The following is a 21,085-nucleotide window of genomic DNA, read 5'->3' as shown; positions in this document are numbered from 1 at the left end:
GACTAATTTCCGCTTCGCGGCTGCGGCTATCATGTCGCAGGTTTCTTCAGCAAGCGTTGCATCGACGGGCCGAGGCGACGACGGGGGCGACGCTGCCAGCCTTCCTAAGCGCGGCGGCCTGAACCAAAGATGATCAAGCCGATGTGATACCGGTTCATCCGGACCATTCGTCCGACGCGGGCGTGAGCCGCCATCGCGGCGATTCCGGCGGCCGGGTCTGCAGCGTTGGGGAGGGGCGAGCGATGTATCTTCCGTTCGGGCTGAGCGTGTTCGCGGTCGGTGCCGCGGCTCTGGTGATCCTCACCCTCGCGGCCGGGGTGAAGATCGTGCCGCAGGGCTACGTCTTCACGGTGGAGCGATTCGGGCGCTACGCCCGCACCCTCGGGGCCGGCCTCGCGCTGATCATCCCGTTCGTCGAGCGCGTCGGCCGCCGGGTCAACGTGATGGAGCAGGTGATCGACGTGCCGAGCCAGCAGGCCTTCACGCGCGACAATGCCGGGGTGACGATCGACGCGGTGGTCTTCTACCAAGTGCTCGACGCGGCCCGCGCCTCCTACGAGGTCTCGAATCTCGACCTCGCGGCCACGACCCTGACCATGACCAACATCCGCACGGTGGTCGGCGGCATGGATCTCGATCAACTCCTCGCCCACCGCGACGAGATCAATGAACGCCTGCTCCGGGTGATGGATGCCGCCGCCGCGCCCTGGGGCGTGAAGATCAACCGGATCGAGATCAAGGACATCCTGCTCCCGCCCGACCTCGCGGGGGCGATGGCCCGCCAGATGAAGGCCGAGCGCGAGAAGCGTGCCTCGATCCTGGAGGCCGAGGGCCAGCGCGCCGCCGAGATCCTTCGGGCAGAGGGGCGCAAGCAATCGGCGATCCTCGAATCGGAGGGCCGCAAGGAGGCCGCGTTCCGCGACGCCGAGGCGCGCGAGCGCTCCGCCGAGGCCGAGGCGCAGGCGACCGGGCTGGTCAGCCGCGCCATCGCCGAGGGCGACATCGCGGCGGCGAACTTTCTGGTGGCCGAGAAGTATGTCGACGCGGTGCGGGCGCTCGCCACCGCGCCGAATCAGCGGGTCGTGGTGGTGCCGATCGAGGCGGCGGCTTTGGCCGGCACGCTCGGTGGCATCGGCGAGCTCACCCGCGCGGTGTTCGGCGAGGGGACGCCACCACGCCGGGCGGGGACCCCGCCCGACGTCGCGCCGCGGAGCTGAGCCATGGCCGATCCGCTGGCGGTCGTCGCGGCGCTCGGGCCGGCCTGGAGCTGGGTGATCGCCGGTCTGGTGCTGGCGGGCGCCGAGATCCTGGTGCCCGGCGTGTTCCTGATCTGGCTCGGGCTGGCAGCCGTGGCGACCGGACTCGCGACCGTGGTGATCCCCGTCCCCTGGCAGGGCCAGACGCTGCTGTTCTCGGCCCTGGCCGTCGCCCTGGTCGCGCTGGCCACCCACCTGCACCGCCGGGCCGGACCCCACGATGCGGTTCTGAACCGCGCCGACCGCGGCCTGATCGGGCGCGAGGGCGTGCTCGCCGAACCGATCGTGCAGGGGGCGGGGCGCATCCGCTTCGACGACACGCTGTGGCGGATCGAAGGGCCGGATCTGCCGGTCGGCCGGCGCGTTCGGGTGGTGGGGCTGTCGGGGACGGTGTTGCGGGTGGAGGCGGTTTGAGGGGCGCTGGGCGCTGCTGGCGGGGACTGCTTCGGACCCAATCGGCTGCTCGGAACAGTGTCAGCGCCTGCCCGAAGCGGCCGCTCGTCACCCCTTCGTCAACATCAGGTCGGGGGGTGTAACCGCTACGGTGGACGATCACATGGTCCGCTGACGCTGAGGCAGCATACTAATCTGTGTTGGTGATCCAGGCCGGAAAATCCAGCTTGGTGCCATCATGGCGAAGGTTGTTCCGGGCTGTCGCCCGCCCTGAAGAAAGAGCTGACCGTCCATGTCCGCTGATGCCGATCAGAAGGCCGTGTCCGTGGACAAGGCGAGGTTCGGTATCACCGGCCTCGACGACGTGATCGGGGGTGGCCTCGCGCGGAACCGCCTTTACCTGCTGGAGGGCAACCCCGGCACTGGCAAGACCACGATCGCTTTGGGGTTTCTGCTGGAGGGTGCCCGTCGGGGCGAGCGGGGCCTGTACATCAGCCTGTCGGAGACGACCGACGAGCTGCACGAGACCGCCCGCTCGCACGGCTGGAGCTTGCCCAACGCGGTCACGATCTACGAGCTGATCCCGCCCGAGAGCCTGCTCGATCCCGAGCAGCAGCAGACCCTGCTGTACGCCGCAGACCTCGAACTCGGCGAGGCGACACGGGCGGTCTTCGAGCAGGTCGATGCAGTGAAGCCCGCCCGCGTCGTGCTCGACAGCTTATCGGAGATCCGCCTGCTCGCCGGCAGCTCGCTGCGTTACCGACGGCAGATCCTGGCGCTGAAGCACTACTTCGCCAAACAAAACACGACCATGCTGCTGCTCGACGATCTCACCGCGGATGCTTTGGACAAAACCGTCCACAGCGTCGCCCACGCGGTGATCCGCCTGGAGGAGCTGGCGCCCGATTACGGCGCCGAGCGCCGGCGGCTACGGGTGATGAAGTACCGCGGGCAACGCTTCCGCGGCGGCTACCACGATTTCAACATCGCCACCGGCGGCGTGGAGGTTTTTCCGCGCCTCATCGCCCTGGAGCACAAGACCACGTTCACCCGCGATACGGTGCACAGCGGCATCCCCGAACTCGACGCCCTGCTCGGCGGCGGCGTCGAGACCGGGTCGAGCACCCTGCTCCTCGGGCCGGCCGGTGCAGGTAAATCCCTGCTCACGGTCCAGTACGTCGCCGCCGCGGCCGCACGGGGCGAGAAGGCGGCGATGTTCGTGTTCGACGAGGAACTCGGGCTTCTGCTGGAGCGCACCAAGGCGATGGGCTTCGATCTCGCCGGCCTGCGTGACCAGGGTCTGCTGACGATCGAGCAGGTCGACGCCGCCGAGCTGTCGCCGGGTGAGTTTGCCCACCTCGTGCGTCGGCAGGTCGACGAAGCGCAGGCCAAGACCGTGGTGATCGATAGCCTCAATGGCTACCGGGCTGCGATGCTCGACGAAGGCGCGCTGATCCTGCACGTCCACGAGTTGCTGCAGTACCTCAACCGCCAGGGTGCCACGACCTTCCTGACGGTCGCCCAGCACGGGCTGGTCGGCGATATGAAGAGCCCGGTCGACATCACCTACCTCGCCGACACCGTCGTGCTGTTGCGCTACTTCGAGGCAGTCGGGAAGGTTCGCCGCGCGATCTCGGTGGTGAAGAAGCGCACCGGCGCGCACGAGGACACGATCCGCGAGTACCGCATCACCAACACCGGCCTGCGGGTCGGCGAGCCGCTGCAGGGTTTTCAAGGCGTCCTGCGCGGTACGCCGGAGATGATCCAGCGCGATGGTGACACGGTGCTGCAGGGCAGCGACCTGTCGTGACGCCGCACGAGGCATCATCCGAGCACATTCTCATCCTGGCACCGCACGGACGTGACGCTGGACTGGCCCGGGCATTGCTCGAAGGGGCCGGCCTCACCGCGGTGATCGTCCCTGGCCTACCCGAGTTGGTGCACGCACTCGGCGAGACCGCCGGGGCGGTGCTGATCACCGAGGAGGCGGTCCGGACCGCCGACCTTACCGGGCTCGACCAATGGATTTCCGGGCAGCCGGCATGGTCGGACATGCCGTTCATCATGCTCACCCGTCAGGGTGGTGTGGACCGGAACCCGACCGCGACCCGGTTGTCGCGCATCCTCGGCAACGTCAGCTTCCTGGAGCGGCCGTTCCATCCCACGACACTGATCAGCGTCGCAGCGACCGCCCTGCGCGGCCGGCGGCGCCAGTACGAGGCACGGGGGCGGCTCGACGAGCTGCACACGCGCGAAGCGCAGCTGCGCGAGCTGAACGCGACGCTGGAGAGCCGGATCGCCGAGGCGGTTGACGAGCGCGCTATCGCCGAAGAGGCCCTGCGGCAGTCCCAGAAGATGGAGGCGGTCGGCCAGCTCACCGGCGGTGTGGCGCACGACTTCAACAACCTGCTCACCATCATCCGCTCGTCGGTGGACTTCCTGCGTCGTCCGGATCTCGCCGAGGATCGGCGCCGACGCTACATGGACGCGGTTTCCGACACCGTGGATCGCGCGGCCAAGCTCACCGGTCAGCTCCTTGCCTTCGCCCGGCGGCAGGCACTCAAGCCCGAGACCTTCGAGGTGGGTGACTGCCTGCGCGGCGTCGCCGACATGCTCGACACCATCACCGGGGCCCGCATCCACGTCGCCGTCGAGCTGCCCGACGGCCCATGCTTCATCCATTGCGACCGTAGCCAGTTCGAGACGGCGCTGGTGAACATGGCCGTCAATGCCCGCGACGCGATGGATGGCGAGGGGTCCCTGACGCTGCGGTTGGCTTGCGACGCGCCGATGCCGGGGATCCGCGGCCATGCCGGCTCACGCAGTCACTTCACCGCGGTGTCGCTTACCGACACCGGTACGGGCATCCCGACGGAGCAGATCGACCGGATCTTCGAGCCGTTCTTCACGACCAAGGAGGTCGGGAAGGGAACGGGGCTGGGCCTGTCCCAGGTGTTCGGGTTCGCCAAGCAATCCGGCGGCGACATCGACGTGGTCAGTGCGTTGGGGACAGGCACCACCTTCACGCTGTACCTGCCTCAGGTCGTCGCGCCGGCCCAGCCGACCCGCGAGCCGCAGAGTCTCGACGCCTCGATCGATGGGGCGGGCCGCCGCATCCTGGTGGTCGAGGACAACGTCGAGGTTGGCCGCTTTGCCACCCAGATCCTGCACGATCTCGGCTATGCGACCGAATGGGCGGCCAACGCCGAGGCGGCGCTGGACCGTCTTGGGGCAGACGGCGACGGGTTCGATGCCGTGTTCTCGGACGTGGTGATGCCCGGCATGGGCGGGATCGCGTTGGCGGAGGCGCTGCGCAGCCGCCTGCCGCACCTGCCGGTCGTGCTTACCTCCGGGTACAGCCACGTTCTCGCCGCGGAGGGCAGCCACGGCTTCGAGTTGCTGCACAAGCCCTACTCCGCGGAGCAGCTCTGTCGCGTGCTCCGCCGGATCGGCAGTCAGCCCGACGCAAAATCGCCAGCAACCCGTTTTCGACCCGCTCAGCCTCGCCGCTCGTGATGCGGGCATCCGCCGAGCGCCTCCTCCTCCGAGGCCGCCGACCCCGCACGGCAAGCAACGCGCCGTCTGAGACAAGTCGCAGGCGGACGTGAAGGCGACGTCTGCGACCATGCTTTGTGGTTGATCAGCGGACCGGCAGCAAACCGCCCGAAGCTGCCTTCAAACCAAAACCGACGGCCCGGGGCCTCGACCAAACGCCGGGACCTGCGTGCGGCATCGATGAACCGCCCCAGTTGATGATCGCCGGCCCTGCCCCGGCGATCGGCTTTTCACCCGCTCGGACCTACCCGAACGCCCCCACCTCGTGCTGGATCATCCCTGAGATCTCCCGCACCTGATCGAACATCCGGCGGATCGGCTGGAACAGGTTGGCGTGCTCGGCCTCGTAGGTGCCGACATCCCGCGGGCCCGCCGGCTCGCCGAAGTTCAGACCCAGCGTCGGATCCGGCGTGACCGGGAAGATTTCGTCGAGGAGCTTCAGGCAGCCGTCGATGTCGAGGCGCAGGAAGCGCTCCAGCAACTGCTCGCGGGAGATGCCAGCCTGCGGCCGGAAGCCGGGGATGTGCACCGCCAGGAACCAGATCCGGTGGATCAGCGCCAGCCGCAGGGCGTGGAGCAGCGTCAGCCGCGCCGACATGACGGGCAGGTCCGGCGCCGCCGCCGTCAGGTCCAGCCAGTCGCGGGTCAGGCGCCCGAACAGGCTGCGAAGCGCGGAGGCGAGATCGAGGCGTTCTAGGGCGCCCGCGATCACCACCAGCTCGTCCCGGCGGAAATCCTTCTGCGTGCGCCGCGCCCGCTCCAGCCACACGGCCGGGTCGAGGGTGTCGATATAAGCGCGCATCACGTCGAGATCGCCCACCGAGGCAGCGTGCTGCACCAGCCGGAAGGCCCGTGAGAAGCGCACCGAGTCTCGGCGCAGGTCGCGGAACAGGTCGGGCCCGCGCTGGGCGGCCCGGCCGATCCCGTGGAGGGAGTTCGCCAGGAAGCCGAGCTGGTGCAGGATCGCGTTGTTGGGGATCGCCCGCATCTGGCGCGGGTGGGTGATGCGGGCCGGGCCGCCATTGTCGCTCTGGCGGGCCACCGGACGCGAGCCGGTGCGGTCGATCAGGCTCGGGCCGAAGGTGCCGAGCAGGGCCGCGTAGCCCGGATCGTCCACCAGCGCCTCCATGTCCTGGCGGGCTGCGGTGAAGAATTCGAGGGCGAAGTCGGGCTCGGAATAGATCGGGTCGTCCTTCGCGTCGGCCCCCGAATCCTCGTCGCCCAGGGCGTAGTCCGCGAAGGAATCGTCCTCCGCGATGTCGAGGGCGTAGACGTGCTCACTGATGCGCGCGACGCTGGCCTCGGCCAGAGCTTCGGTCCCGAACAACAGGTAGCCGTCGGTGCCCTGGAAGCTCGATTCGAGCCGGACCTTGATGCCGGCCTTGCGGGCGCGATCCCGGGCATCCTCGGGCGCGAGATAGGCGAGGCGGTCGCGCAAGGAGGTCGGATGCGCGCCGCGTCCGATCGATTCGCCGTGCGTGTCGAAGATCGCGAGTTCGATATCGGCGAGGCCGTTCTGAACCAGCATCTCGGTGATGCGCAGGCGCAGCCGCTCGATCCAGAAGGTGGCGGCGAGCTGGCCGACGTAACGCCCCGAATCCGAGTAGCCGAACTGCACGGTCAGCCGGCCGATGCGCTTCAGGTACTGGCGCCAGTGCGGATTGCGCAGCGCGTCGTCGAGCACCCGGATGCCCTGCTCCAGGGCGCTCGCCGTCTCGAACAGCGGCGTGATCTCGAGCTTGTCGGCGATGCCGTAGTGGCGCGCCAGCCAGAGGGCCGCGAGCAGCGTGTAGCCGGTCTCGGTCTCGGCGATGAGGAAGCGCACCGGATGGGTGCCGTCCACGTGCTTGAGGATCTGCGCGATCGTCATCATCAGCCGGGCGGCCGAGGCCCGCTCGGCGGCGAGCGCGCCGAAATCCACCGCCACCGGCCGCACGTCGTTCAGGAGCGCGTGGATGGTCGCGAGGTGCGAGCGGCGGCGGGCCGCGTCGGCGGGCTCGCCCTCGAGGTCGATCACCCGGCGCACCGCGTTGTGGATCTGGCTGGCGTTGAGCCGGAAGTGCGGCAGGGCGTTCGAGAGCCCATGCGTCGCGACGCCGGCGCGCAGGATGGCGATCCGGCGCTTGTCGTCCGCGTCGTCGGCGGTCTCCAGCGCCGCCGTGAGGCCCGCCACCAGGGCGCCCGCATCGGTCTGGGCGCGCTCGCGCTCGATGATCAGCGCCAGGGCGAAGCGATGCACGGATTCGAGGGACGGCTTTTCGCCGAGCCGCGGCGCCACCGCGAGCTGGCGGTTCACCGCCGCCAGCGCGTCCTCGGCGAGCGCCCGAACCGTCCGGCAGCCGGCGGTCCCGGGGAGCTCGCGCATCACCCGGTCGAACTGCATCCGCTTCGAGATCAGCCGGTAGCGCAGGGTATCCCACCAGCCGATATCGGTGCGTCCGTCCGTATCGCAGCCGACCCAACTCGCGATCGCGAACGGGCGGGGCGTCAGCTCGGCCCAGCGCTCCGGCCAGCGGGCGCGGGCGGCATCGAGCAGGGCGCCGTTGAAAGCGTCGAGCGCCAGACGCCCGTTATTGGCCGCCGCGCAGGCCTGCTCGAACTCGACATCCAGGGTGATGGGCGCGTCGGGCCGGGTGGACAGGGCGGCGGCACGCTCGATCAGCGCGGCTCCGGCAGCCGCATCGGGCAGGCTGGCGGCCTCGGCGAGAAGGTTCGCCACGACCCGCGGCATGCCGAAGGTCGGGTGCGCCGTGAACACCACCGCGAAGGCGGTGCGATGGATGAAGGCCGCGAAGCGGTCGAAGCCGTCGAGCCCCTCAGCCGCGGCCGTCACCAAGCGGGCCGGGACCGAGGCCGCAGGGTCGACGGGCCCGGTCGCGAGCCCGACATAGCTGCGCAGACGCGCCGCTCGCGCCGTCAGGGATTCCGCGCGCAACCGGGCGAACAGGGGCCCGAGATCGTCCGCCGAGATCTCGCCCCGGTCGAACCGGCGGGTGATCGCCAGGGTCACGGCCAGGACGGGGTTGCGGAACGGGTCCTCCCGCGCTTGGTCCCGGGCGGCCTCGATCAGTCCGAGGAGGTGATCCTCAAGATCCTCGGGCTTGCGGCTCGGCTCGTGCTGCATCGATCGATTCCGGCTCCGGTCAAACCGCATTGACCCGGTCCGATCGGCCACGCAAGGAGCGTTCCGCGTAGCCTGGGCTGGCGGCGACCGAGTGACCGGGTTAGAGCTGCCGGCCTCATGGAGCGCCTGATCATCATCCTGGCGATACTGATCTTCGTCGCCGCCATCGTGGCCGTCGCCGCGATGGCGGCCCGGGGCCGGCGCGAACCCCTGCGCATGCGCTCCGAGCTTGATTCGGAGGATGAAGACCTGTTCCTCGGCGCGGTCGGCCCGCGCAGCACTCCGATCGATCGGACGGCGCAGGTCCTCGATCAGAGGCTGCCCGATCCGCACGTGCTCGATTTGGAGGCGTTCGAATTGGAACCGATCAGAGCCCTGACGAGACCCGGGCGCGACCAACCGGCCCGGCACGATTCGCCGGAATCCGGACGATGAGGTCGCCAGTCCGTCGGGGCACCGCCCTGTTGCTCGCCGCGTCGTTTCCCCTGTCGCTCGGACCCGCGGTCTGGGCCGCGCCGGCGCAGCAAGTTCCGGCCGCGCCGGCCCCGGTGCCGACGATCCCGGTGCAGCCTGCTCAAGCGCCTGCGGCCCCGGCGATGAACGATCCGACGCCGTCGGCCGGTCTCCCGCCCGGGCAGCCCTGCGGGGCCAGCGCAGCGCGGTTCGAGAACGGCAAGGCCTTCAAGATGGTGGTCGCCCGGGCCGGGCAGGTCCAGACCACCAACCCGCTGAGGCCGCTGACGCCCGAGGTGAACGAGGTGTTGCTGGTCGTGATCGCCGGGAAGGTCGCCACCGCGTATGGCCCGGATTTCACGGCGTTGCGGCGCGGGAGTGCCCCGGCGGCAATCGAGGCGATGCTGGGCGGTCCGATCAAGTGGCAGCCGACACTGCCGACCCTGCCCGATTCGATGACGATCGTCAGCGAGGAGGGGGCGCCGCTGGCGCAGCTCACGTTCCGCGCCTGCGAGACGCCGCCCGTCGTGAAGGCTCCGCCGAAGGCAGAAGCCCGGAAGAAGGCTCCCGCCAAGCGTGCGCCGCCCAAAGCGGCGGCCGAGAAGACGCCCCCGGGATTTTCCATGCCCCAGGGGGCGATCGCCGAGTAGAGCGTCCTCCGCCGAAGTCGTTACCGGTTCGGCGCGAGAGAGCGCGTCGCATCAAAGGCTCAGGGCCGTGCGCGATCGCAACGCGATCGGACACGGCCGGAGTTGGCTATTTTTGCTTGGCGATGACCTTGTCCTTGATGCCGTCATAGACGTTCTTCGGGATGATCTTCTTCGTGACGAGATCGTCCTTGCCCCGATAGGGACGGCCCTTGATGATCGCGGCTGCGCGGGCCGCACCGATGCCGGGCAGGGTATCGAGTTCCTCGGTGCTGGCACTGTTGAGGTCGATCAAAGCCGTCTTGGCAGCGTTCGGCGAGCCGGCGACCGGAGCGCTCGGCGCCGTGGGCCGGGCAGGGGCGGTCGGAGCCGCCGTGGTGGGCGTCTGCGGAGCGGGGGCCTGGGCTAGGACGGGTCCGGCCACGAGGCTCGAGAGGAGAGCGAGCAGAGCAAGGGTCTTGGTGGAGGAAGCCATGGCGTTCTCCCGAAAAGTCACGGCCCGCTGCGCGGCACCGGCAACGCAGATCTGCGCCGCCGCATTTGAACCCGCGCTTAACGGTTGTGTCCCGCATCCCGGTCCGGAAGTCCGGTCGGGATAACGGCTTTTTGATCCGCATCGTCGTTTTCCGGGAACCGGACACAACCTTTCGGGACGATGCTCTAGCCACGGGCTGACGCCGCAGCTATAAGCGCGCCCTCATCCGTATCCCGCGGTGCGCGTGGCGATCCTCGATTGGGGAGCCGCCAGGGCGCCGCTTTGTCCGCGGCGTCACGAAGGATCACACCATGGCCGTCCCGAAGCGCAAGACCTCCCCCTCCCGCCGCGGCATGCGCCGCTCGGCCGACGCCCTCAAGGCGCCGACCTATGTCGAGGACAAGGATTCGGGCGAGCTGCGCCGTCCGCACCACATCGACCTGAAGACCGGCATGTACCGTGGCCGTCAGGTCCTCAAGGTGAAGTCCGTCGAGGCCTGAGATCTTTCGCGGTGCCTCAGGCGAGGCGCCGCGCGGCCTCCGCGTAACACGCGGCGGCCATCCGGGTCCTTTCCAGGCGCGACGGATGTAGCGTCGGGTCATCGGCCGTCAGCAACTGCGTGATGAAGCCGGCCCGGGACTGACCCAGGGCCGTGCGCTCCACCGGCACGGCCCTCTCACGCCCCTCCGGGCGTCCCCCATCGATCACGACGAGCGAGCGTCCAACCGGGCGCGTGGTCTCAGACCTGACGCCCTCCGTGGCGCCCGGCGCTGCCCGCACAGGCCTAACCTGTGCCGGGCCGAGACGATTGCCTGCTTCGACTCGCACCATCGCGACACGCTCCGCACGTTTCCATGCCGGTGTCGCAAGGGTGATACCGATATTAAGAGTTCGTCAACTTCTATCCGGCCCCGCCGGGCGAGCGATTATTTCTTCGCCAACGCCTCCAGGCGCTGCTGCATCTCCAGCATCTGCCGCTTCAGGTCGTCGAGCTCGCCGCCACCGTAGGGCGCAGGAGCGGGCGACGGAGCGGGCTGTGCCCCGGCGGGCGGTGCGAAGCCCGTGAACATCTTCATGGCGTCGCCGAAGAAGTTCATATTGGTGCGGACCGACTGCTCGATCGCGTTCTGGAACGCGGCCGGGCCGAAGCTGTGCGCAAATTTTTCGCGCAGTCCGTCTTGATCCTTGGCGAAATTCGCCATGGAAAATTCCAGGAAGCTCGGCACCATGGTGCGCATGCTGTCGCCGTAGAAGCGGATCAGCTGGCGCAGGAACGCCACCGGCAGCAAATTCTCGGCGCCGGCCTTGTTCTCCTGCTCGAAGATGATCTGCGTGAGCACCGAGCGGGTGATGTCGTCGCCGGTGCGGGCGTCATACACGATGAAGTCTTCGCCGTTCTGGACCATCGTGGAGAGGTCCTCCAGCGTCACGTAGGTCGAGGTGCCGGTGTGGTAGAGGCGCCGGTTCGCATACTTTTTGATGACGGTCTGTGTGGCCTTGACGGTATCCGCCATCGGGAACGGCCTTTCTCGACTTGCGATCTCGGGACTTGAGGGTCCGCGCGATGCGGCCCTGCGGGATCATCTTCGCGCCCGCAGCACGATCCTTAAAGCCTTCCCCCGGCGCAGAAAACAGCAAACTGCATCTGTTCAACGCAGAATAATGCAGGCCTCGCCGCCGCCAGGCGGCATTTCAGTCTCGCGGACGCGTCATCGGCATCATTTCAAGGTCCGATGCGCAATCTTGACTTCGCCGATGTCACGCCCTTCATCCCAGTGCCAGCACAGAGCGCGCCCCGGAAGGCGCGCCGGCTCGCGAGAGGAGAACGCAACATGGCAGCCAGCGAAGAGATCGTCATCGTCGGGGCGGCGCGCACGCCCGTCGGCTCGTTCGGCGGCGCCTTCGGGGCGGTGCCGGCTCACGAGCTCGGTGCGACTGCAATCAAGGCCGCCCTCGAGCGCGCCAAGGTTTCGCCCGACGAGGTCGACGAGGTGATCTTCGGTCAGGTGCTCACCGCCGGCGCCGGCCAGAACCCGGCGCGCCAGGCCGCCATCAAGGCCGGCATCCCCGAAGCGGCCACCGCCTGGGGCCTCAATCAGGTCTGCGGCTCAGGGCTGCGCACGGTCGCGATCGGCATGCAGCAGATCGCCAACGGCGACGCCAAGATCATCGTGGCCGGTGGCCAGGAGTCGATGTCACTGTCGCCGCACGCCCAGTACCTGCGGGCCGGCCAGAAGATGGGCGATGTGAAGCTCGTCGATACCATGATCAAGGACGGGCTCTGGGACGCCTTCAACGGCTACCATATGGGTCAGACCGCCGAGAACGTTGCTCAGGCCTTCCAGCTCACCCGTGAGCAGCAGGACCAGTTCGCGACCCGCTCGCAGAACAAGGCCGAGGCCGCCCGTAAGGAAGGCCGGTTCAAGGACGAGATCGTCCCCGTGACCGTGCCGGGCCGGAAGGGCGACACGATCGTCGACGCCGACGAGTACATCCGCGAGGGTGCCACCGTTGAGGCGATGGCCAAGCTGAAGCCCGCCTTCTCCAAGGAGGGCACCGTGACGGCCGCCAACGCGTCCGGCCTCAACGACGGCGCGGCTGCCCTCGTGCTGATGTCGGCCTCGGAGGCCGAGCGCCGCGGTCTCACCCCGCTCGCCCGGATCAAGTCCTGGGCGACGGCGGGTGTCGATCCCAAGGTGATGGGCACCGGCCCGATCCCGGCTTCCCGCAAGGCCCTGGAGAAGGCCGGCTGGAAGCCGTCCGACCTCGACCTCATCGAGGCCAACGAGGCCTTCGCGGCCCAGGCGCTCGCAGTGAACAAGGACATGGGCTGGGACGACGCGAAGGTGAACGTCAATGGCGGCGCCATCGCCATCGGCCATCCGATCGGTGCCTCGGGCGCCCGCGTCCTCGTCACGCTGCTGCACGAGATGAAGCGGCGCGACGCCAAGAAGGGCCTCGCCACCCTGTGTATCGGCGGTGGTATGGGCGTGGCGATGTGCGTCGAGCGGACCTGATCGATCTGTAACGTCGGTTTCTCGACAACTAAGACTTAAAGCCAAGATCAGAAAAATTCGCGTGCGGACGCCATCCGCACGCGGCATCACGGGATGCGAACAGGAGGAAACAAGAATGGCTCAAGGACACGTCGCCCTCGTCACAGGCGGCACCCGCGGTATCGGCGCGGCGATCTCGAAACGGCTGAAGGACAAGGGCTACAAGGTCGCCGCCAATTACGCCGGCAACGACGAAGCCGCCAACGCCTTCAAGGCCGAGACCGGTATTCCGGTCTTCAAGTTCGACGTGGGTGATCTCGCGAGCTGCGAGGCCGGGATCAAGGCGATCGAGGCCGAGGTCGGCCCGATCGACATCCTCGTCAACAACGCCGGCATCACCCGGGACGGCGCCTTCCACAAGATGACCTTCGAGAAGTGGCAGCAGGTCATCAAGACCAACCTCGACTCGATGTTCACCTGCACGCGTCCGCTGATCGAGGGCATGCGCAGCCGCAACTTCGGCCGCATCATCATCATCTCGTCGATCAACGGTCAGAAGGGCCAGGCCGGTCAGACCAACTACTCGGCCGCCAAGGCCGGCGTGATCGGCTTCGCCAAGGCGCTCGCGCAGGAGAGCGCGTCGAAGGGCATCACCGTCAACGTGGTGGCGCCGGGCTACATCGCCACCGAGATGGTGATGGCTGTGGCGGAGGAGATCCGCAACAAGATCATCTCCACGATCCCCACCGGCCGTCTTGGCGAGGCCGACGAGATCGCGCATGCGGTCGAGTATCTGGCGAGCGACGAGGCCGGCTTCGTGAACGGCTCGACGCTGACCATCAACGGCGGTCAGCACTTCGTCTGACCGTACCCGGGCGCGCCGCCATCACGCTGGCGCGCCCGCTTCCGGCGAAGCCGCGCCAGACTGTGCGCTACGGCCGGCCCTAAAGGTGCCGACGCCCGCTTGATTCGGACCCGTCCGTCCATCCCCGCCTTACGGCGCGACCCTGCACGTTCGCCTGCGGGCTTGATGCGCGCGTTCTTGTTTCTGGACCTAGGATTGTCGGTATATCTCACGCATTTATATTATCGAGATAATATTTATCGGCTCAATAACAATAATTGCGGCTTAACCTTTCGTTACAAGTTTATGTAAATTGATTATGCCTTGGGTTCTGTGACCCCTGTCGCATCTTGGTCTCACGGTCATCTACATATCGGGTGGATGCGCACGACGGGTTGTCGGAGAACAGATTGTTCACGTGCTCTGGGGCACGAACAAGCCGGGCGCGCCCGTATAGGTCTCGTTCCATCGCGCCGCGGATGTTCGCGCCGATAGTAGAAAGGGGGCCGCGAGGGTGATGACGCAACGATTTTACGGTAAATTTTCCGTTCAATCTGTTTTTGAGAACAACGCTTCGTCTGTGCGGTGCTGCGATGAAACGCGTGGCCGGCACGCGTGGCGGCTCCCGACCGCCGCGAAGATCGCGCTGGCCGCCGCCTGCACCCTGGGTCTCGCAGCCTGCGTCACGCCGCAGGAGCGGCACGCGATGGATCAGAACCAATGCTTCGGCTTCGGCTTCGAGCCCGGCACCGATGCGTTCGCGGAGTGCATGATGGGCCTCCACCAGGACCGCGCGGCCGCGGAGGCCGCCAGCGGCCGGTACTGGCAGGCCCAGCGCGCCGAGCAGAACCGACGCAGCGAGGCCAAGCGTGACTTCTACAAGGTGATGAGCCTCCAGCGGAGCGGCGACACGCGCTTTCCCGTCTGCAGCGCATCGTCTGACGGCGGCATGGATCACCGGACCATGACTTGGTTCGGCCCCAACTGCCGCGCCCGCTGATCCGGATCGAGGGAGGTTCCCATGTCTGACCTGATGCCGCGCGGCCCGGCCAACCCGAGCCGGATCATCTTCGTGACGACGGCGCTGATCGGCGTCGCGGTCGGCTTTTGCGCCGGCGACATCCGCTGGTTCACGCTGGCCGTCATCGGCTCGGTTGCCGCGCTGTGCACGGCCTACAGCCTGATCCGGCGCCGGCTCGGCTGGACGCCGCTGAACATCGATTACCTCGCCGATCTCATGCGGGTGATCAGCCCGCACTGAAGCGGCAACCGACACATGCGGCGCAGGTCCGAGAAGATCGGGCCGCGCTCGAATCCACATGTCTCGCCCGATCGCCCCGCTTCGGAGGCCACCATGACGCTCGCCCTGATCATCGCCGGTATCCTCGTCGTCAACGTCCTGATGGCCGGTTTTTTCTCCCTGGTGGCGCTGTGGGCCGACTGAGCCGCGCTGGCGGCCACCACAAGAAGGCCGTCCTGAGCGGGTCCTACAATACGCCCGTGATGCCAACCTGCCCGCACAGCTGGTGGGGCAGGCGGAGGATGGCACCGTCCCCGGTCACGACCGGCTCGATCGCTCGATGATCGTAGCCGCAATCCTTCCGCGGGCCGGAGTGCCCCAGGGACGAGGCGATCAGGCCGAGCCAAGCCCGCTTGACCCGCGGTCTCGCCGACTCAGAGCCCCGCATGGTAGCGGCCGGTCATGAGTGGATCCGCGCCGATATCGTCCCGCCCGATGAGCCGCTCCGCCGCGACTCTGGCGGGCTTCGGCGCGATCGCGCTCTGGTCGCTCCTCGCCCTGCTCACGGCGGCGTCGGGCGCCGTGCCCCCGTTCCAGCTCGCCGCCATGACGTTCCTGCTCGGCGGCTTGTGCGGCTGTGCCGTCTGGATCGAGCGTCCGGCCCGCGCCCGCGCCCTGCTCCAGCCATGGCCGGTCTGGCTGCTCGGGGTCGGCGGCCTGTTCGGCTATCACGCCCTCTACTTCAGCGCCCTGCGCCTCGCGCCGCCGGCCGAGGCCGGGCTGATCAACTATCTCTGGCCGCTGCTGATCGTGCTGTTCTCCGCCCGCCTGCCGGGATCCGAGGGGCTGCGTCCGGGCCACCTCGCCGGTGCGCTCCTGGGTCTCGCCGGCGTCGCGGCCCTGTTCACCGGGCGGGGCGATCTCGACTTCCCCGCCGGGGCGCTGCCCGGCTACGCGGCCTCCTTCGCGGCAGCCTTCGTATGGGCCGGCTATTCGGTTCTCTCGGCCCGGGTCGGACAGGTGCCGACCGACGCGGTCGCGGGTTTCTGCCTCGCGACGGCCGCGCTCAGCCTCGTCTGCCACCTCGGTTTCGAGACGACGGTCTGGCCGGCCGACGCGATCCAGTGGGGTGCGGTCCTGCTGCTCGGCCTGGGACCGGTCGGGGCTGCTTTCTATCTCTGGGATATCGGCTGCAAGCGCGGCGACGTCCGGCTGCTCGGCGTCACGGCCTACGCGGCGCCGGTTCTCTCGACGCTGATCCTCGTGGTCACGGGCTATGCCAGCCCCGGGCCGGCCCTTGCGCTCGCCTGCCTGCTGATTGTGGCTGGCGCGCTGACGGCGGTGCGGGCTTCGCGGGCGGCACCGAAACAGGTCTAACTCCGCGGCGTCGGCCGCCAATCCGGCGGCGCCATCTCGAACCCCGAAAAGTCGAAGCCCGGTGAGACCGTGCAGCCGACGAGCGTCCAGGCGCCAAGGCTGGTGGCGGTCTGCCAATGGCCCGCCGGCACCACGCATTGCGGGCGCTGGCCGGCGGCGAGATCCGGTCCGAGATGCCGAGCTTCGGCATCGTGCCCGTTCGGGCTCGTAGTGATCACCAGCGGCGCGCCGGCGTGCCAATGCCAGATCTCGGTGGCGTCGACCCGGTGCCACGTCGAGACCTCGCCGAGGTCGAGCAGGAAGTAGATCGCCGTGCCGACCGAGCGGCCGTCGACGGTGCGCGGATCGCGAAAGGTCTCGCGGTAGTGGCCGCCCTCGGGATGGGGTTTGAGCCCCAGGGTCGCGATCACCTCGGCTGCCGTCATATCTGTCTCCCCGCCGCTGACCCCATTCGCTTGCCGCCACTTGGCACCGATGCTACCGGCCGAAAACCCTCAAGGTCCAAAAAGATGCCGAGCCCGACCGTACGCCTTCATCGCGGCGACCTGCCCGCCGATTACGATGCAGGCCGGGCGGTGGCCATCGACACCGAGACGCTCGGCCTCAACCCCCACCGCGACCGGCTCTGCGTGGTGCAGATCTCCACCGGCGACGGCACGGCCGACGTGGTGCAGGTCCCGCAGGGCGGCCTGGAGCCCGTGGTGCTCAAGCGCGTCCTGGCGGATCCGGGTGTGCTGAAGATCTTCCACTTCGCGCGGTTCGACGTCGCGGTGCTCTACAAGGCCCTCGGCGTGATGCCGCAGCCGGTCTACTGCACCAAGATCGCTTCGAAGCTCGCCCGCACCTATACCGACCGCCACGGGCTCAAGGACGTGGTGCGCGAACTCGTGGGCGTCGACCTGTCGAAGCAGCAGCAATCCTCCGACTGGGGCGCCGAGACCCTGTCGCAGGCGCAGCTCGATTACGCGGCGTCCGACGTGCTCCATCTCCACGCCGCCCGCGATCGGCTCGACGCGATGCTCGCCCGCGAAGGCCGCACCGATCTCGCCGCCGCCTGCTTCGCCTTCTTGCCGACCCGCGCGCGCCTTGACCTCGAAGGCTGGCCCGAGGTGGACATCTTTTCGCACAGTTGAGAAGCCGTGCCGGACTACCGGACGGTCAGGTCAGCGTCCGGAAGCCGGATGGCGTCGTGATCCGGGCGGTCCAGCGCGGGCCGTCGCCCCGTACGATCTCCGGAGGCTCCACGAGTCCGAGCGCAGTATGAAGCTCTCGCGCAGCGTCCGGATCCGGATGCGTCAGGATCAGCGCATCGAGCCGGGCCCCGAAATCCGGCATCGTCCGAGCGGGGTTGCTGCTGAGTCCCCAATCCATCACGTGCGGCGCGGCGCCATCCGCCGGCCAAGCCCCGTCCGGTCGCACGCCGAAACGCCACGACAGGGCGCCGCGGGTCATCGTGGCGGCTTGTCCCAGCAAGTTGCCCTGGGCGGCGAGCACGCCGACGAGATCGTCTGTGCGGGCGACGAAGCCCCGCAGCCGCCGGCCTGCTTCCCAGTCCGCCCGCACGCGTGCCGGGCCGCTCAGGCCGAACCAGCGGGCGCGGGATGGGGTGGGCGCCTCGGAATCGACGGCGATCACCTCCAGGAAAACCGCATCGCCGAGACGTAGCAGATGGTTGCGGGTGCCCATCTCGCGATGGCGCCCGCCTTCCGGCATCGACAGACCAAGGCTGTCGCGGACATGCGCCACGCCCTCCGCGAGATCCGGCGCGACGATGACGAGATGGTCGAGGGTGAGCATGCGGCCATCCTCTGAACGGGTTGCTGCCCCGACCCGCGGGTAATCGATTGGCGCGAAGCCCAAACAAAAGGCCGGAGCTCTTAAAAGGCCCCGGCCCATGACAATGTCAGGCCGGGCGTCGCGCCCGGCTCCTCATATCTTACAGCGAGTAGTACTGGACGAACTCGATCGGGTGCGGGGTCATCTCGTAGCGCAGCACCTCGGCCATCTTCAGCTCAATGAACGAGTCGATCTGGTCATCCGAGAACACGCCGCCCTCCTTGAGGAAGGCCCGGTCCTTGTCGAGGCTGGTCAGGGCCTCGCGCAGGGAGCCGCACACGGTCGGGATCTTTTTCAGCTCCCGCGGGGGCAGCTCGTAGAGATCCTTGTCCATGGCCGGGCCCGGGTCGATCTTGTTGCGGATGCCGTCGAGTCCGGCCATCAGCAGCGCCGAGAAGGCGAGGTAGGGGTTCGCCATCGGGTCGGGGAAGCGGACCTCGACGCGCTTGGCCTTCGGGCTTTTGGTCCACGGGATGCGGCAGGACGCCGAGCGGTTGCGGGCCGAGTAGGCGAGCAGCACCGGTGCCTCGTAGCCCGGCACCAGACGCTTGTACGAGTTGGTCGACGGATTGGTGAAGGCGTTGAGCGCCTTGGCGTGGCGGATGATGCCGCCGATGTACCAGAGGCATTCTTGGCTGAGGCCGGCATACTTGTCGCCGGCGAAGACCGGCTGGCCGTCCTTCCAGATCGACTGGTGGACGTGCATGCCCGAGCCGTTGTCGCCGTAGACGGGCTTGGGCATGAAGGTCGCCGACTTGCCGTAGCTCTGCGCGACGTTGTGGATGCAGTACTTGTAGATCTGCATGTGGTCGGCGAGCAGGGTCAGGGTGTCGAACTTCATGCCGAGCTCGTGCTGGGCGCTCGCCACCTCGTGGTGATGCTTCTCGACCTTCACGCCCATCGACTGCATGGCGGCCAGCATCTCGCCGCGCATGTCCTGCGCCGAATCCTGCGGCGGGACCGGGAAGTAGCCGCCCTTGGTCTGCACCCGGTGGCCGAGGTTGCCGCCCTCGTAATCGGTGAAGCCGTTGGTCGGCAGCTCGGTCGAGTCGAGCTCGAAGCCGGTGCGGTACGGGTCGGCGGCGAACTTCACGTCGTCGAACACGAAGAACTCGGCCTCGGGGCCGACATAGATCGTGTCGCCGATGCCTGTCTGCTGCAGGTAGGCCTCGGCGCGCTTGGCGGTGCCGCGCGGATCGCGGGAATAGGGCTCGCCGGTGGCCGGCTCCAGCACGTCGCAGACGATCGACAGGGTCGCGGCCGAGAAGAACGGGTCCAGGGTGGCGGTGGCCGGATCCGGCATGAGCAGCATGTCGGACTCGTTGATCGCCTTCCAGCCGGCGATCGAGGAGCCATCGAACATGGTGCCCTCGTCGAAGATCTCCTCATCGATGAGCGACACGTCGAACGTGACGTGCTGCCACTTGCCGCGCGGATCGGTGAACCGGAAGTCCACGTAGCGCACGTCGTTGTCCCGGATCGTCTTCAGCACCTCGGCCGCAGTGGTCATCGTGGGCATCCTCCAGGGATTGCTCGGAAACGCGCTCGCGACGCACCCGATCTCAGTCGGGCAGCACCAGCGAGCGGCGCTTGATATCCGTCACGGGCGCGTGTTGCCACCCGCAGGGCGCGGGAATCGGCGCGGTGGTGGGACGATCGGGCTCGATGGTGGCGCACTCTCGCGTCCGTGATCGCGAAAACCAACATCGAAGGCGGTACCCGCAGCGCGTGGTCGTCCGTTTGGCACGACCTATGCGTGCGCGACGGCGGCCGTCGGAGAGGCGGCAAGCCGTTCGCGTTGCCCAGGGGTACCCCGGTCGCGCATCGATACGGACGAGAGAACCGGAATGACCAAATACAAGCTCGAGTACATATGGCTCGACGGGTACACGCCGACCCCGAATCTCCGCGGTAAGACGCAGATCAAGGAATTCGACAGCTTCCCGACCCTCGAGCAGCTCCCGATGTGGGGCTTCGATGGCTCGTCCACGAAGCAGGCCGAGGGCGGCAGCTCCGACTGCATGCTCAAGCCCGTGCGCCACTTCCCTGATCCGGCCCGGAAGAACGGCGTGCTGGTGATGTGCGAAGTGATGATGCCGGATGGCACGACCCCGCACGCATCCAACAAGCGCGCCACCATCCTGGATGATGCCGGCGCCTGGTTTGGCTTCGAGCAGGAGTACTTCCTGTACAAGGACGGCCGCCCGCTCGGCTTCCCGACCTCGGGCTACCCGGCTCCGCAGGGCCCGTACTACACCGGCGTCGGTTATTCGAACGTCGGCGACGTCGCCCGCCAGATCGTCGAGGAGCACCTCGACCTTTGCCTGGATGCCGGCATCAACCACGAGGGCATCAACGCCGAGGTGGCCAAGGGGCAGTGGGAATTCCAGATTTTCGGCAAGGGCTCCAAGAAGGCCGCCGACGAGATGTGGATGGCCCGCTACCTGCTGCAGCGCCTTTGCGAGAAGTACGGCATCGACGTCGAGTACCACTGCAAGCCGCTCGGCGACACCGACTGGAACGGCTCGGGCATGCACTGCAACTTCTCGACCTCCTTTCTGCGCGAGCATGGCGGGAAGGCGTATTTCGAGAAGCTCATGGAGGCGTTCAAGAGCGCCCGTGAGGAGCACATCGCTGTCTACGGTCCGGACAACCACATGCGCCTGACCGGCAAGCACGAGACCGCCTCGATCCACGAGTTCACATACGGCGTGGCCGACCGCGGTGCCTCGATCCGCGTGCCGCACTCGTTCGTCAACAACGGCTACAAGGGATACTTGGAAGACCGCCGTCCGAACTCTCAGGGCGACCCCTACCAGATCGCCTCGCAGGTGCTGAAGACCGTCGCTTCCGTGCCGACCGAGGCCGCTGCAGCCGCGTAAGACGCGG

At 68.0% G+C, this 21,085-nt stretch carries 21 protein-coding genes; 14 read left to right on the top strand and 7 right to left on the bottom strand.

All coding sequences use genetic code 11. The annotated features are described in order from the left end of the window. The first annotated feature begins 242 nt into the window (after positions 1-242). The 4 genes from OXS27_RS15395 (at position 243) to OXS27_RS15380 (ending at position 5,165) form a co-directional block, all read left to right on the top strand. Positions 243-1,217: an SPFH domain-containing protein gene (locus tag OXS27_RS15395; RefSeq protein WP_267357226.1), complete on the top strand. Its 975-nt coding sequence runs from the start codon at positions 243-245 to the stop codon at positions 1,215-1,217. A gap of 3 nt (positions 1,218-1,220) precedes the next feature. Next, positions 1,221-1,670: an NfeD family protein gene (locus OXS27_RS15390; protein WP_243918260.1), complete on the top strand. Its 450-nt coding sequence runs from the start codon at positions 1,221-1,223 to the stop codon at positions 1,668-1,670. Between the two features lie 271 nt (positions 1,671-1,941). Further along, entirely contained in the window at positions 1,942-3,459 is a 1,518-nt protein-coding gene (locus OXS27_RS15385; RefSeq protein ID WP_267357223.1) for an ATPase domain-containing protein, read from the top strand. Then, on the top strand, positions 3,456-5,165 hold the full coding sequence (locus OXS27_RS15380) for an ATP-binding protein (protein ID WP_346733010.1): 1,710 nt from the start codon (positions 3,456-3,458) through the stop codon (positions 5,163-5,165). Before OXS27_RS15385 ends, OXS27_RS15380 begins: the two co-directional genes overlap by 4 nt. Positions 5,166-5,448: 283 nt before the next feature. On the opposite strand, the gene OXS27_RS15375 is transcribed toward OXS27_RS15380, so the two are convergent. Beyond that, a complete protein-coding gene (locus OXS27_RS15375; RefSeq protein WP_267357221.1) occupies positions 5,449-8,328 on the bottom strand; it encodes a phosphoenolpyruvate carboxylase in 2,880 nt (959 codons plus the stop codon). A 117-nt stretch (positions 8,329-8,445) separates the two neighbouring features. On the opposite strand from OXS27_RS15375, the gene OXS27_RS15370 reads away from it, so the two are divergent. Together OXS27_RS15370 and OXS27_RS15365 are read left to right on the top strand one after the other, a co-directional pair. Beyond that, positions 8,446-8,763 (top strand): hypothetical protein, encoded by a 318-nt coding sequence (locus OXS27_RS15370; protein WP_243918255.1) that lies wholly within the window; start codon positions 8,446-8,448, stop codon positions 8,761-8,763. Then, positions 8,760-9,431, top strand: a complete 672-nt coding sequence (locus OXS27_RS15365) for a hypothetical protein (protein WP_267357219.1) — start codon at positions 8,760-8,762, stop codon at positions 9,429-9,431. The genes OXS27_RS15370 and OXS27_RS15365 overlap by 4 nt, the downstream gene beginning before the upstream one ends. A 106-nt stretch (positions 9,432-9,537) precedes the next feature. On the opposite strand, the gene OXS27_RS15360 is transcribed toward OXS27_RS15365, so the two are convergent. Further along, positions 9,538-9,903, bottom strand: a complete 366-nt coding sequence (locus OXS27_RS15360) for a helix-hairpin-helix domain-containing protein (protein WP_267357217.1) — start codon at positions 9,901-9,903, stop codon at positions 9,538-9,540. A 311-nt stretch (positions 9,904-10,214) separates the two neighbouring features. Between OXS27_RS15360 and rpmF the strand changes: the two genes are divergently transcribed. Then, positions 10,215-10,403: a 50S ribosomal protein L32 gene (gene rpmF, locus OXS27_RS15355; RefSeq protein WP_147910024.1), complete on the top strand. Its 189-nt coding sequence runs from the start codon at positions 10,215-10,217 to the stop codon at positions 10,401-10,403. Positions 10,404-10,419: 16 nt separating this feature from the next. Here rpmF and OXS27_RS15350 read toward each other — a convergent pair whose 3' ends face one another. Together OXS27_RS15350 and phaR are read right to left on the bottom strand one after the other, a co-directional pair. After that, positions 10,420-10,734 carry a hypothetical protein gene (locus OXS27_RS15350; protein ID WP_243918248.1) on the bottom strand — a complete coding sequence of 105 codons (315 nt, stop codon included), beginning with the start codon at positions 10,732-10,734 and terminating at the stop codon, positions 10,420-10,422. Positions 10,735-10,829: 95 nt separating this feature from the next. Then, positions 10,830-11,417, bottom strand: a complete 588-nt coding sequence (gene phaR, locus OXS27_RS15345; RefSeq protein WP_243918246.1) for a polyhydroxyalkanoate synthesis repressor PhaR — start codon at positions 11,415-11,417, stop codon at positions 10,830-10,832. Between the two features lie 318 nt (positions 11,418-11,735). Here phaR and OXS27_RS15340 point away from each other — a divergent pair, with 318 nt between their 5' ends. From OXS27_RS15340 to OXS27_RS15320, 5 genes are all read left to right on the top strand, one after another. Then, complete coding sequence (locus OXS27_RS15340) at positions 11,736-12,920, top strand: acetyl-CoA C-acetyltransferase (RefSeq protein WP_243918244.1); 1,185 nt, start codon at positions 11,736-11,738, stop codon at positions 12,918-12,920. 115 nt (positions 12,921-13,035) lie between these two features. After that, positions 13,036-13,764 (top strand): acetoacetyl-CoA reductase, encoded by a 729-nt coding sequence (gene phbB / locus OXS27_RS15335; protein ID WP_267357211.1) that lies wholly within the window; start codon positions 13,036-13,038, stop codon positions 13,762-13,764. A gap of 685 nt (positions 13,765-14,449) precedes the next feature. Beyond that, the gene (locus OXS27_RS15330) at positions 14,450-14,743 is read left to right on the top strand and encodes a hypothetical protein (protein WP_267357209.1); all 294 of its coding nucleotides are present in this window, start codon (positions 14,450-14,452) and stop codon (positions 14,741-14,743) included. Positions 14,744-14,764: 21 nt separating this feature from the next. After that, the gene (locus tag OXS27_RS15325; RefSeq protein ID WP_267357207.1) at positions 14,765-15,004 is read left to right on the top strand and encodes a hypothetical protein; all 240 of its coding nucleotides are present in this window, start codon (positions 14,765-14,767) and stop codon (positions 15,002-15,004) included. Positions 15,005-15,478: 474 nt separating this feature from the next. Further along, the gene (locus OXS27_RS15320) at positions 15,479-16,360 is read left to right on the top strand and encodes an EamA family transporter (protein WP_267357205.1); all 882 of its coding nucleotides are present in this window, start codon (positions 15,479-15,481) and stop codon (positions 16,358-16,360) included. Here the strand turns inward: OXS27_RS15320 and OXS27_RS15315 are convergent. Continuing rightward, the gene (locus OXS27_RS15315; protein WP_267357203.1) at positions 16,357-16,785 is read right to left on the bottom strand and encodes a cupin domain-containing protein; all 429 of its coding nucleotides are present in this window, start codon (positions 16,783-16,785) and stop codon (positions 16,357-16,359) included. The genes OXS27_RS15320 and OXS27_RS15315 overlap by 4 nt on opposite strands. 84 nt (positions 16,786-16,869) lie before the next feature. Here OXS27_RS15315 and OXS27_RS15310 point away from each other — a divergent pair, with 84 nt between their 5' ends. Beyond that, positions 16,870-17,493, top strand: a complete 624-nt coding sequence (locus OXS27_RS15310; protein WP_267357202.1) for a ribonuclease D — start codon at positions 16,870-16,872, stop codon at positions 17,491-17,493. Between the two features lie 25 nt (positions 17,494-17,518). Here OXS27_RS15310 and OXS27_RS15305 read toward each other — a convergent pair whose 3' ends face one another. Together OXS27_RS15305 and glnA are read right to left on the bottom strand one after the other, a co-directional pair. Further along, on the bottom strand, positions 17,519-18,157 hold the full coding sequence (locus tag OXS27_RS15305) for a VOC family protein (protein ID WP_243918230.1): 639 nt from the start codon (positions 18,155-18,157) through the stop codon (positions 17,519-17,521). A gap of 139 nt (positions 18,158-18,296) precedes the next feature. Next, positions 18,297-19,706, bottom strand: a complete 1,410-nt coding sequence (glnA, locus tag OXS27_RS15300) for a type I glutamate--ammonia ligase (protein ID WP_243918229.1) — start codon at positions 19,704-19,706, stop codon at positions 18,297-18,299. A gap of 337 nt (positions 19,707-20,043) precedes the next feature. Between glnA and OXS27_RS15295 the strand changes: the two genes are divergently transcribed. Next, a complete protein-coding gene (locus OXS27_RS15295; RefSeq protein ID WP_243918226.1) occupies positions 20,044-21,078 on the top strand; it encodes a glutamine synthetase beta-grasp domain-containing protein in 1,035 nt (344 codons plus the stop codon). Positions 21,079-21,085: the final 7 nt, after the last annotated feature.

It is taken from the genome of Methylobacterium sp. GC_Met_3 (genome assembly GCF_026540775.1).
Lineage (GTDB): Bacteria > Pseudomonadota > Alphaproteobacteria > Rhizobiales > Beijerinckiaceae > Methylobacterium.
The sequence above is the reverse complement of the archived record's forward strand: the minus strand, read 5'-3'. Positions and strand labels throughout refer to the sequence as shown.

Bases quoted from the DNA above. Each gene is read 5' to 3' on its own strand.
- OXS27_RS15395 (WP_267357226.1), top strand. From the start codon at position 243: ATGTATCTTCCGTTCGGGCTGAGCGTGTTCGCGGTCGGTGCCGCGGCT.
- OXS27_RS15390 (WP_243918260.1), top strand. From the start codon at position 1,221: ATGGCCGATCCGCTGGCGGTCGTCGCGGCGCTCGGGCCGGCCTGGAGC.
- OXS27_RS15385 (WP_267357223.1), top strand. From the start codon at position 1,942: ATGTCCGCTGATGCCGATCAGAAGGCCGTGTCCGTGGACAAGGCGAGG.
- OXS27_RS15375 (WP_267357221.1), bottom strand. From the start codon at position 8,328: ATGCAGCACGAGCCGAGCCGCAAGCCCGAGGATCTTGAGGATCACCTC.
- OXS27_RS15370 (WP_243918255.1), top strand. From the start codon at position 8,446: ATGGAGCGCCTGATCATCATCCTGGCGATACTGATCTTCGTCGCCGCC.
- OXS27_RS15365 (WP_267357219.1), top strand. From the start codon at position 8,760: ATGAGGTCGCCAGTCCGTCGGGGCACCGCCCTGTTGCTCGCCGCGTCG.
- OXS27_RS15360 (WP_267357217.1), bottom strand. From the start codon at position 9,903: ATGGCTTCCTCCACCAAGACCCTTGCTCTGCTCGCTCTCCTCTCGAGC.
- rpmF (WP_147910024.1), top strand. From the start codon at position 10,215: ATGGCCGTCCCGAAGCGCAAGACCTCCCCCTCCCGCCGCGGCATGCGC.
- OXS27_RS15350 (WP_243918248.1), bottom strand. From the start codon at position 10,734: ATGGTGCGAGTCGAAGCAGGCAATCGTCTCGGCCCGGCACAGGTTAGG.
- phaR (WP_243918246.1), bottom strand. From the start codon at position 11,417: ATGGCGGATACCGTCAAGGCCACACAGACCGTCATCAAAAAGTATGCG.
- OXS27_RS15340 (WP_243918244.1), top strand. From the start codon at position 11,736: ATGGCAGCCAGCGAAGAGATCGTCATCGTCGGGGCGGCGCGCACGCCC.
- phbB (WP_267357211.1), top strand. From the start codon at position 13,036: ATGGCTCAAGGACACGTCGCCCTCGTCACAGGCGGCACCCGCGGTATC.
- OXS27_RS15330 (WP_267357209.1), top strand. From the start codon at position 14,450: ATGGATCAGAACCAATGCTTCGGCTTCGGCTTCGAGCCCGGCACCGAT.
- OXS27_RS15325 (WP_267357207.1), top strand. From the start codon at position 14,765: ATGTCTGACCTGATGCCGCGCGGCCCGGCCAACCCGAGCCGGATCATC.
- OXS27_RS15320 (WP_267357205.1), top strand. From the start codon at position 15,479: ATGAGCCGCTCCGCCGCGACTCTGGCGGGCTTCGGCGCGATCGCGCTC.
- OXS27_RS15315 (WP_267357203.1), bottom strand. From the start codon at position 16,785: ATGACGGCAGCCGAGGTGATCGCGACCCTGGGGCTCAAACCCCATCCC.
- OXS27_RS15310 (WP_267357202.1), top strand. From the start codon at position 16,870: ATGCCGAGCCCGACCGTACGCCTTCATCGCGGCGACCTGCCCGCCGAT.
- OXS27_RS15305 (WP_243918230.1), bottom strand. From the start codon at position 18,157: ATGCTCACCCTCGACCATCTCGTCATCGTCGCGCCGGATCTCGCGGAG.
- glnA (WP_243918229.1), bottom strand. From the start codon at position 19,706: ATGACCACTGCGGCCGAGGTGCTGAAGACGATCCGGGACAACGACGTG.
- OXS27_RS15295 (WP_243918226.1), top strand. From the start codon at position 20,044: ATGACCAAATACAAGCTCGAGTACATATGGCTCGACGGGTACACGCCG.